This is a genomic window from Nonomuraea solani (assembly GCF_900108335.1).
Classification (GTDB): Bacteria; Actinomycetota; Actinomycetes; order Streptosporangiales; family Streptosporangiaceae; genus Nonomuraea; species Nonomuraea solani.
The window spans coordinates 346,759-353,552 of sequence record NZ_FNVT01000003.1; the positions used below are offsets into that span (position 1 = coordinate 346,759).

8 protein-coding genes are annotated in these 6,794 nt (G+C 68.9%); 7 read left to right on the forward strand and 1 reads right to left on the reverse strand.

From position 1 onward, the window contains the following. The first annotated feature begins 9 nt into the window (after positions 1–9). From C4V41_RS12655 to C4V41_RS12680, 6 genes are all read left to right on the forward strand, one after another. Complete coding sequence (locus C4V41_RS12655; protein ID WP_103956021.1) at positions 10–1,383, forward strand: ABC transporter permease subunit; 1,374 nt, start codon at positions 10–12, stop codon at positions 1,381–1,383. Further along, positions 1,380–2,279 (forward strand): carbohydrate ABC transporter permease, encoded by a 900-nt coding sequence (locus C4V41_RS12660; protein ID WP_103956022.1) that lies wholly within the window; start codon positions 1,380–1,382, stop codon positions 2,277–2,279. The genes C4V41_RS12655 and C4V41_RS12660 overlap by 4 nt, the downstream gene beginning before the upstream one ends. A 110-nt stretch (positions 2,280–2,389) precedes the next feature. Further along, on the forward strand, positions 2,390–3,067 hold the full coding sequence (locus C4V41_RS12665; protein WP_103956023.1) for a uracil-DNA glycosylase: 678 nt from the start codon (positions 2,390–2,392) through the stop codon (positions 3,065–3,067). A 10-nt stretch (positions 3,068–3,077) separates the two neighbouring features. Further along, a complete protein-coding gene (locus C4V41_RS12670) occupies positions 3,078–3,404 on the forward strand; it encodes a hypothetical protein (protein WP_103956024.1) in 327 nt (108 codons plus the stop codon). 85 nt (positions 3,405–3,489) lie between these two features. Next, a complete protein-coding gene (locus C4V41_RS12675) occupies positions 3,490–3,780 on the forward strand; it encodes an MTH1187 family thiamine-binding protein (RefSeq protein WP_103956025.1) in 291 nt (96 codons plus the stop codon). 97 nt (positions 3,781–3,877) lie between these two features. Continuing rightward, positions 3,878–5,470, forward strand: coding sequence for an FAD-dependent monooxygenase (locus tag C4V41_RS12680; protein ID WP_200823929.1), 1,593 nt, complete (start codon positions 3,878–3,880; stop codon positions 5,468–5,470). Here C4V41_RS12680 and C4V41_RS12685 read toward each other — a convergent pair. Beyond that, positions 5,467–5,949 carry an Lrp/AsnC family transcriptional regulator gene (locus C4V41_RS12685; protein WP_103956026.1) on the reverse strand — a complete coding sequence of 161 codons (483 nt, stop codon included), beginning with the start codon at positions 5,947–5,949 and terminating at the stop codon, positions 5,467–5,469. The two genes, C4V41_RS12680 and C4V41_RS12685, sit on opposite strands and share 4 nt — an antisense overlap. Before the next feature lie 33 nt (positions 5,950–5,982). Here C4V41_RS12685 and C4V41_RS12690 point away from each other — a divergent pair. Continuing rightward, the coding region (locus C4V41_RS12690; protein ID WP_407669965.1) for an EamA family transporter at positions 5,983–6,794 on the forward strand (812 nt) is incomplete at its 3' end.

Genomic DNA, 6,794 nt, shown 5'->3' on the forward strand with positions numbered 1-6,794 from the left:
GGTAAGGCCGTGACCGAACGGTTGGACGGCCGGCAGGACCCGCCCGCGGAAATCGCGGGCGGTCCCTCAACCGGACCGGCTGAAACCCCCCGTACCAGACGCCTAGGCCCATCGCCGGCGGTCGCCATCGTCTTCCTCCTCCCAGCGGCACTCCTGCTGGGCATCTGGGTGGTCTACCCGATCGTCTACTCGATCTTCCGGAGCCTGTTCGGCGCCGACCCCGCCGAGTTCGTGGGGCTGGGCAACTACGCCGAGATCTTCAGTGATCAGGCGATGCTCACGACGATCCGCAACAACCTCATCTGGGTCGTCGTCGCGCCGATCGTGGTCACCACGCTGGGCCTGATCTTCGCGGTGCTGACCGAGCGCATCAAGTGGGCGACGGCGTTCAAGCTGATCGTGTTCATGCCCATGGCGGTCTCGCTCATGGCGGCCGGCGTGATCTTCCGCCTCGTCTACGAGGAGAACCCGGACAAGGGCCTGGCCAACGCGATCCTGACCACGGTGTCCGACACCTTCTCCTCCTCGCAGGGCTACCCGGAGGCGCGGCCGCGCGAGGGCGACCAGTCGCCCGTCGCGGCCCAGAACGGCGCCATCGTCACCAAGCAGCCCGCCCAGGCGGGCCAGCCGGTGCTGATGCCGATCGTCGGCGTCAAGCCCGACGTCATGCCGGGCAACGCCCGGCCGGCGAAGGCTCCGGCGGCCGGCGACGGCCTGTCCGGGACCGTCTGGTTCGACTTCACGCCGGGCGGCGGCGGCCAGAGCGGCGCCGTGGACGGCACCGAAAAGGGCCTGCCGGGCATGACCGTCGAGGCGGTCCAGAACGGCCAGGTCGCGGCGACCGCCACGACGGCCGAGGACGGCTCGTTCCGCTTCGCCGGGCTTCCCGCCGGGTCCTACGTCGTACGGCTGCCGCAGTCGAACTTCGAGGCCTCGTACGGCGGCCTGACCTGGCTCGGCCCCACGCTCATCACCCCCGCCATCATCGGCGCGTTCGTCTGGGTGTGGGCCGGTTTCGCCATGGTGCTGATCGCGGCCGGTCTGGCGGCGATCCCGCGTGACGCCCTGGAGGCGGCCCGCATCGACGGCGCCTCGGAGTGGCAGGTGTTCCGCAGGATCACCGTGCCGCTGCTGTCGCCGGTGCTGCTCGTCGTCTTCGTGACGATGATCATCAATACGCTGAAGGTGTTCGACCTGGTGTTCATCATCGCGCCCGCCTCGGTGCAACCCCAGGCGAACGTGGTCGCGCTGGAGATGTGGCGCGTCTCGTTCGGCGGCGGGAACAACCAGGGGCTGGGCAGTGCGCTGGCCATCTTCCTGCTCATTCTGGTCCTCCCCTTCATGATCATGAATATCCGCAGGTTCAGAAGGGATGAGTCATGAGCACGGCAACGGCCACGGCGCCGAAGGGGCTGGAGACCGGAGCGCCGCGCAGAAGTCTGGCGAGCAAGATCGTCGACCGGCTGGGCAGCGGCGCCGTCCAGGTCGTGATGGTGCTGCTGGGCGTGTTCTGGCTGGTGCCGACGCTGGGCCTGCTGGTCGTCTCGATGCGTACGAGCGAGGTCAACAACGCCGAGGGCTGGTGGACGATCTTCACCAAGCCGGCCGAGCTGACCATCCAGAGCTACGCCGGCCTGCTGAGCAGCGGCTTCACCACGTCCTTCTGGAACACCGTGCTGATCACGGTGCCCACCACGGTCCTGGTGATCGGCATCGCGGCGATGGCGGCGTACGCGTTCACCTTCATCGAGTTCCCCGGCCGGGACGCGGCGTTCCTCGTCGTCGTCGCGCTGCTGATCGTGCCGATCCAGATCGCCCTGATCCCGGTCGCCACCCTCTACGGCAACACCGGCATCTTCGGGTCGATCCCCGGCGTGGTGCTGTTCCACGTGGCGTTCGGACTGCCGTTCGCGATCTTCCTGCTGCGCAACTTCTTCGTCGGCATCCCGTCGTCGCTGCTGGAGGCGGCGCGCATGGACGGCGCGCCGGAGTGGAAGATCTTCGTGTCGGTGGTCTTCCCGCTGGGCAAGCCCGCCATCGCCTCGCTGGGCATCTTCCAGTTCCTGTGGGTGTGGAACGACATGCTGATCGCGCTGGTCTTCGCCAACACCGACAACCAGCCGATGACCAAGTATCTGCAGTCTCAGATGCGCCAGTTCGGGTCGAACGTGGACATCCTGTCCTCCGGCGCGTTCCTGTCGCTGATCATTCCGCTGATTCTGTTCTTCTCGTTCCAGCGGTACTTCGTCCAGGGCATGATGGCCGGCTCCGTCAAGTGACGTCACGGGCGCCCGCGCACCGCGGGCGCCCTTCGTCGTGATCATTCTGGTACGGCCGCGACTCGCGTTTGGGCCGCAAGCCGTACCAGACCTGGCTAAGCTCAACGGCCATGGCAGGTCGTCCCCTTACCGAAGTCGTCGAAGCCGGATGGGCTCAAGCGCTCGAGCCCGTCTCTGAGCAGATCTCCCAGATGGGCGAGTTCCTGCGTCAGGAAATCGCCGAAGGCAGGCAATACCTGCCCGCGGGCGCGCACGTGCTGCGCGCTTTCAACCAGCCCTTCGACGAGGTCAAGGTGCTGATCGTGGGTCAGGACCCCTACCCCACGCCCGGCCACCCCGTCGGGCTGTCGTTCTCGGTGGCCCCCGACGTGCGGCCGCTGCCGGGCAGCCTGGTCAACATCTACAAGGAGATGGAGACCGACCTCGGCCTGCCGCGGCCCGCCAGCGGCGACCTGACCCCGTGGGCCGACCAGGGCGTCCTGCTGCTCAACAGGGTCCTCACGGTGATGCCCGGCAAGCCCGCCTCACACCGGGGCAAGGGCTGGGAGCAGGTCACCGAGCAGGCCATCCGCGCCCTCGTGGCCAGGAACAAGCCGATGGTGGCCATCCTGTGGGGCCGCGACGCCCGCAACCTGGCCCCCATGCTCGGCAACGTGCCGTGCGTCGAGTCGGCCCACCCGTCCCCGCTGTCGGCGCGCAGCGGCTTCTTCGGCTCGCGGCCCTTCAGCAAGGCCAATGAGCTGCTCGAACAGCAAGGCGCGGCTCCCGTCGAGTGGAAGCTGCCCTAGCCTTATCGCCATGAGTGATGAACCGAAGTTCCTGCGCCTGACGGTCGAGCTGACCGTCGAGGTGCTCGACATGGACGCGCTGCAGGCGGCGGCGCTGGCCGAGATCCGGCACCCCGAAGCCGATCTCACCGATGAGGAGCGCACGGAGCAGGCCGAACTGGTCGGCTCCGACGACAGCGGCGCCTCCGCGCTGCAGTGGCTGATCGAGCCCGACCACGTGCTGGCGCTCGTCGACCACATCAGCGAGATCGAGCCCCGCGAGGCCGTGCTCGGCGTCGAGCCGTCCGAGGGTCCGAGCGACGAAGATGATGAGGAAGAGCACCACCACCACGCGTGACATCATGCGTGCATGACGTACGGCGGCGGCCACGACGTTTCGACACGTCGTGGCTTTTCGCCTTTATGGAAGGGGCCTCCTCATCATGATCGTCGCATTTTCCATCACCCCGCTGGGCGTCGGCGAAGGGGTCGCCGAGCCGGTGGCGCGCGCCGTCCAGGTGGTCCGCGACAGCGGGCTGCCCAACCACACGGACGCGATGTTCACGACCGTCGAGGGCGAGTGGGACGAGGTCATGGACGTGATCAAGCGGGCCGTGGAGGCCGTGGCGGAGGTCGCGCCCCGGGTGAGCCTGGTCCTGAAGGCCGACATGCGGCAGGGGGTCACGGACGGGATGACGTCCAAGCTGGAATCCCTGGAGCGGCACCTGTCGTAATCAGATTTCGCGACATATCTTGACTCTCTCCTGAGACGCGACATATCGTGTCGCTCGTCGCAGACGCGATACTACGCGTTCTCGAAGGGGGAGTGCAATGGAGCGAGTGCCGGTCCTCGTGGTCGGCGGGGGGTACGCCGGGCTGAGCGCGGCGACCCTGCTGGCCTGGCGTGAGGTCTCCGTCATGCTGGTCGAACGGCATCCGGGCACCTCGATCCAGCCCAAGGCGTTCGGCGTCGGCCCGCGGGCCGTCGAGCTGCTGCGTCCCGTGGACGGTCTGGAGGAGACGCTCTCCGGCATCTGGGCGGGCATCGGCGACACCATGCGCATCGCCATCGCCCAGAGCCTGGCCGACCCGAACCCACACATGATCATGAACGACGAGCAGGAGGACCTGGCCTTCCTGACCGACCTCACGCCCGCCGCGCTGGTGGGCGCGCCCCAGGCCGAGATCGAACGGGTGCTGCGCCTCAAGGCCGAGGAGCTGGGCGCCGACCTGCGCTTCTCCACCGAGCTCGTCTCATTGGAGCAGGACGAGGACGGCGTGACCGCGCTGATCCGCGACCCGGACGGCGACCACGTCGTCCGGGCCGACTACGTGGTCGCCGCCGACGGCTATCGCAGCCCGCTGCGGGAGCTGCTGAACGTGCCCACCTCGGGCAAGGGCGACCTGGGCCGGATGTGCTCGATCATGTTCGACGCCGACCTGACGGGGATGGTCCGCGAACGGGAGGTCACGCTCTGGTACCTGCGGAACGAGGTCTTCACCGGCGTGATCGTGACCGGCACCGGGGTGGGGGCCCACGTGCTCGGCGTCAACTACGCTCCAGGCGAGAGCGCGGCCGACTTCACCGACGAGCGCTGTTCCGAGCTGGTACGAATCGCGACCGGCCGCCCCGACCTGGACGTCCAGGTGCTGGACAAGGCAACGTTCGGGCTCGGCCACGTGCTCGCGGACACCTACCGGTCGGGCCGGGTCTTCTTCGCCGGTGACGCGGCCCACACCATGCCGCCCACCGGCGGGCAGGGCGGCAGCACGGCGCTCCAGGACGGATGCGACCTGGCCTGGCGGTTGTGGCTGGTGCTCACGGGGCAGGCCGGGCCTGACTTCCTGGACACCTACGACGCCGAACGCCGCCCGATCGGCGCGCTGACGGCCGACGCGCAACTGGCCAACCTCGGCGTACGCATGCCGCCCGCCGCCCGCGCCGGCTACCCGGAGCCCCTCGACGACCAGGCGGGCGCCCTTCTCGGGCATCGCTACCACTCCACGGCGATCCTGGACGAACCCGGCGACGACGGCTCGATCCTGGAGAACCCCCGCGTACCGAACGGCCGTCCCGGCAGCCGCGCCCCCCACGTGGTGCTCGACTGGGACGGGCAGCGCATCGCGATCAGCGACCTGTTCGGCTCCGGTTTCGTCCTGCTGGCCGACCGGGAGTGTGGGCAGGCGTGGATGGACGCCGGGCGGCTGGTCAAGGAGCGGCTCGGGGTGGGGCTGACGCGGTTGCTGGTGAACGACGAGCTGATGGACGTGGAGGGGGTCTTCCGGGAGCGGTACGGCGTGGGCGGGGGCGGCGCCGTACTGGTCCGGCCGGACGGATACGTGGCCTGGCGCTCCCCCGACCTGGTCACGGACCCGGCGGACACCCTGGAACGCGTCCTGCGCCGCGTCCTCAGCCGCTCTTAGTCCAGAGGCAGGGGGCGGCGGGGCACGGGGGCGGTGTGGATGAGGGACGTGGTCGTCTGACCGTAGGGGGTGAACAGGTCGAGGATCGGTTCGAGCTCGTCGACCGCCCGCAGGTGCATCGTGAAGTAGAAGCAGTCGTCGCCGGTCATCCGGTAGCACTCGACGATCTGCGGCACCTCTTGGGCGATCTTTGAGATGCGCCGCAACTCCCGGGCCGCCGGCCGGATCCGGACCATCACCGTGACGGGGAACCCCAACGCCCGCGGATTGACCTCGGCGCGATAGCCGACGATCACACCCGTCTCCTCCAGCCGCTGCATCCGGTCGGCCACCGCGGGGGCCGACAGACCAACCCGGCGGCCCAGCTCGGCGAAGCTCACTCGGGCGTCGATCTGCAGCTCGGCCAGAATACGAAGGTCGAGGGCGTCCATTTCCTTGGATTCGTACGCCCGCTCGGGTCTGATCTTGCGATTGGCCATTCTCCTAAATTACGACTTCCCCGACCATGAACGATGCCGCCTATCGGCCCCCGCGCCGTACTCTCCGCGGCGCCTCCCTGGACCTACTTCGCCGGAAGCGCCGTCTTCCACTACCTCGGTCCCGCCTTCGCCGTCCTCCTGTTCACCCGGCTCACCCCCCTCGGCGTCACGACCCTCCGAATCTGCACCGCCGCCCTCGCCTTCGCCCTCTGGCGCCGCCCCTGGCACGTCCTCTCCCGGCTCGACACCAAGGGCCGTCGGGTGATCGTCGCCTGGGGCGCGGTGCTGGCGGCGATGAACGGGTGCTTCTACCTGGCGATCGCCCGCGTACCCCTGGGCACGGTCGCCGCCATCGAGTTCCTGCCGGTCATCGCACTGGCCCTGTTCGGCGCCCGAACACCGCGCAACCTGGCGGCGGTCGCAGCGGCGACCACCGGCGTCTACACCCTGACCGGCCTCCAGCCGTCCGGCGACCCCCTGGGCCTGACGTTCGCCTTCGCCAACGCCCTGCTGTTCACCGCCTACATCCTCCTGGCCCACCAGGCAGCCCAACACCTCCGCACCGCCACCGCCCACAACATCGCCGACAGCGACGGAAGCAGCGGGAGCGACGGGAGGAACGGGAGCAGCGGCGATGGCGACGACCACGACCGCAACAGTGGCAGCAGCGGCGACCGCGACCGCAACGACGGCGGGGACGCCGACGACACCCGTGACACCCACGATGCCCACGATGCCCACGATGCACACGATGCCCACGATGCCCACGATGCCCACGATGCCCACGATGCCCACGATGCCCACGATGCACACGATGCCCACGATGCCCACGATGCCCACGATGC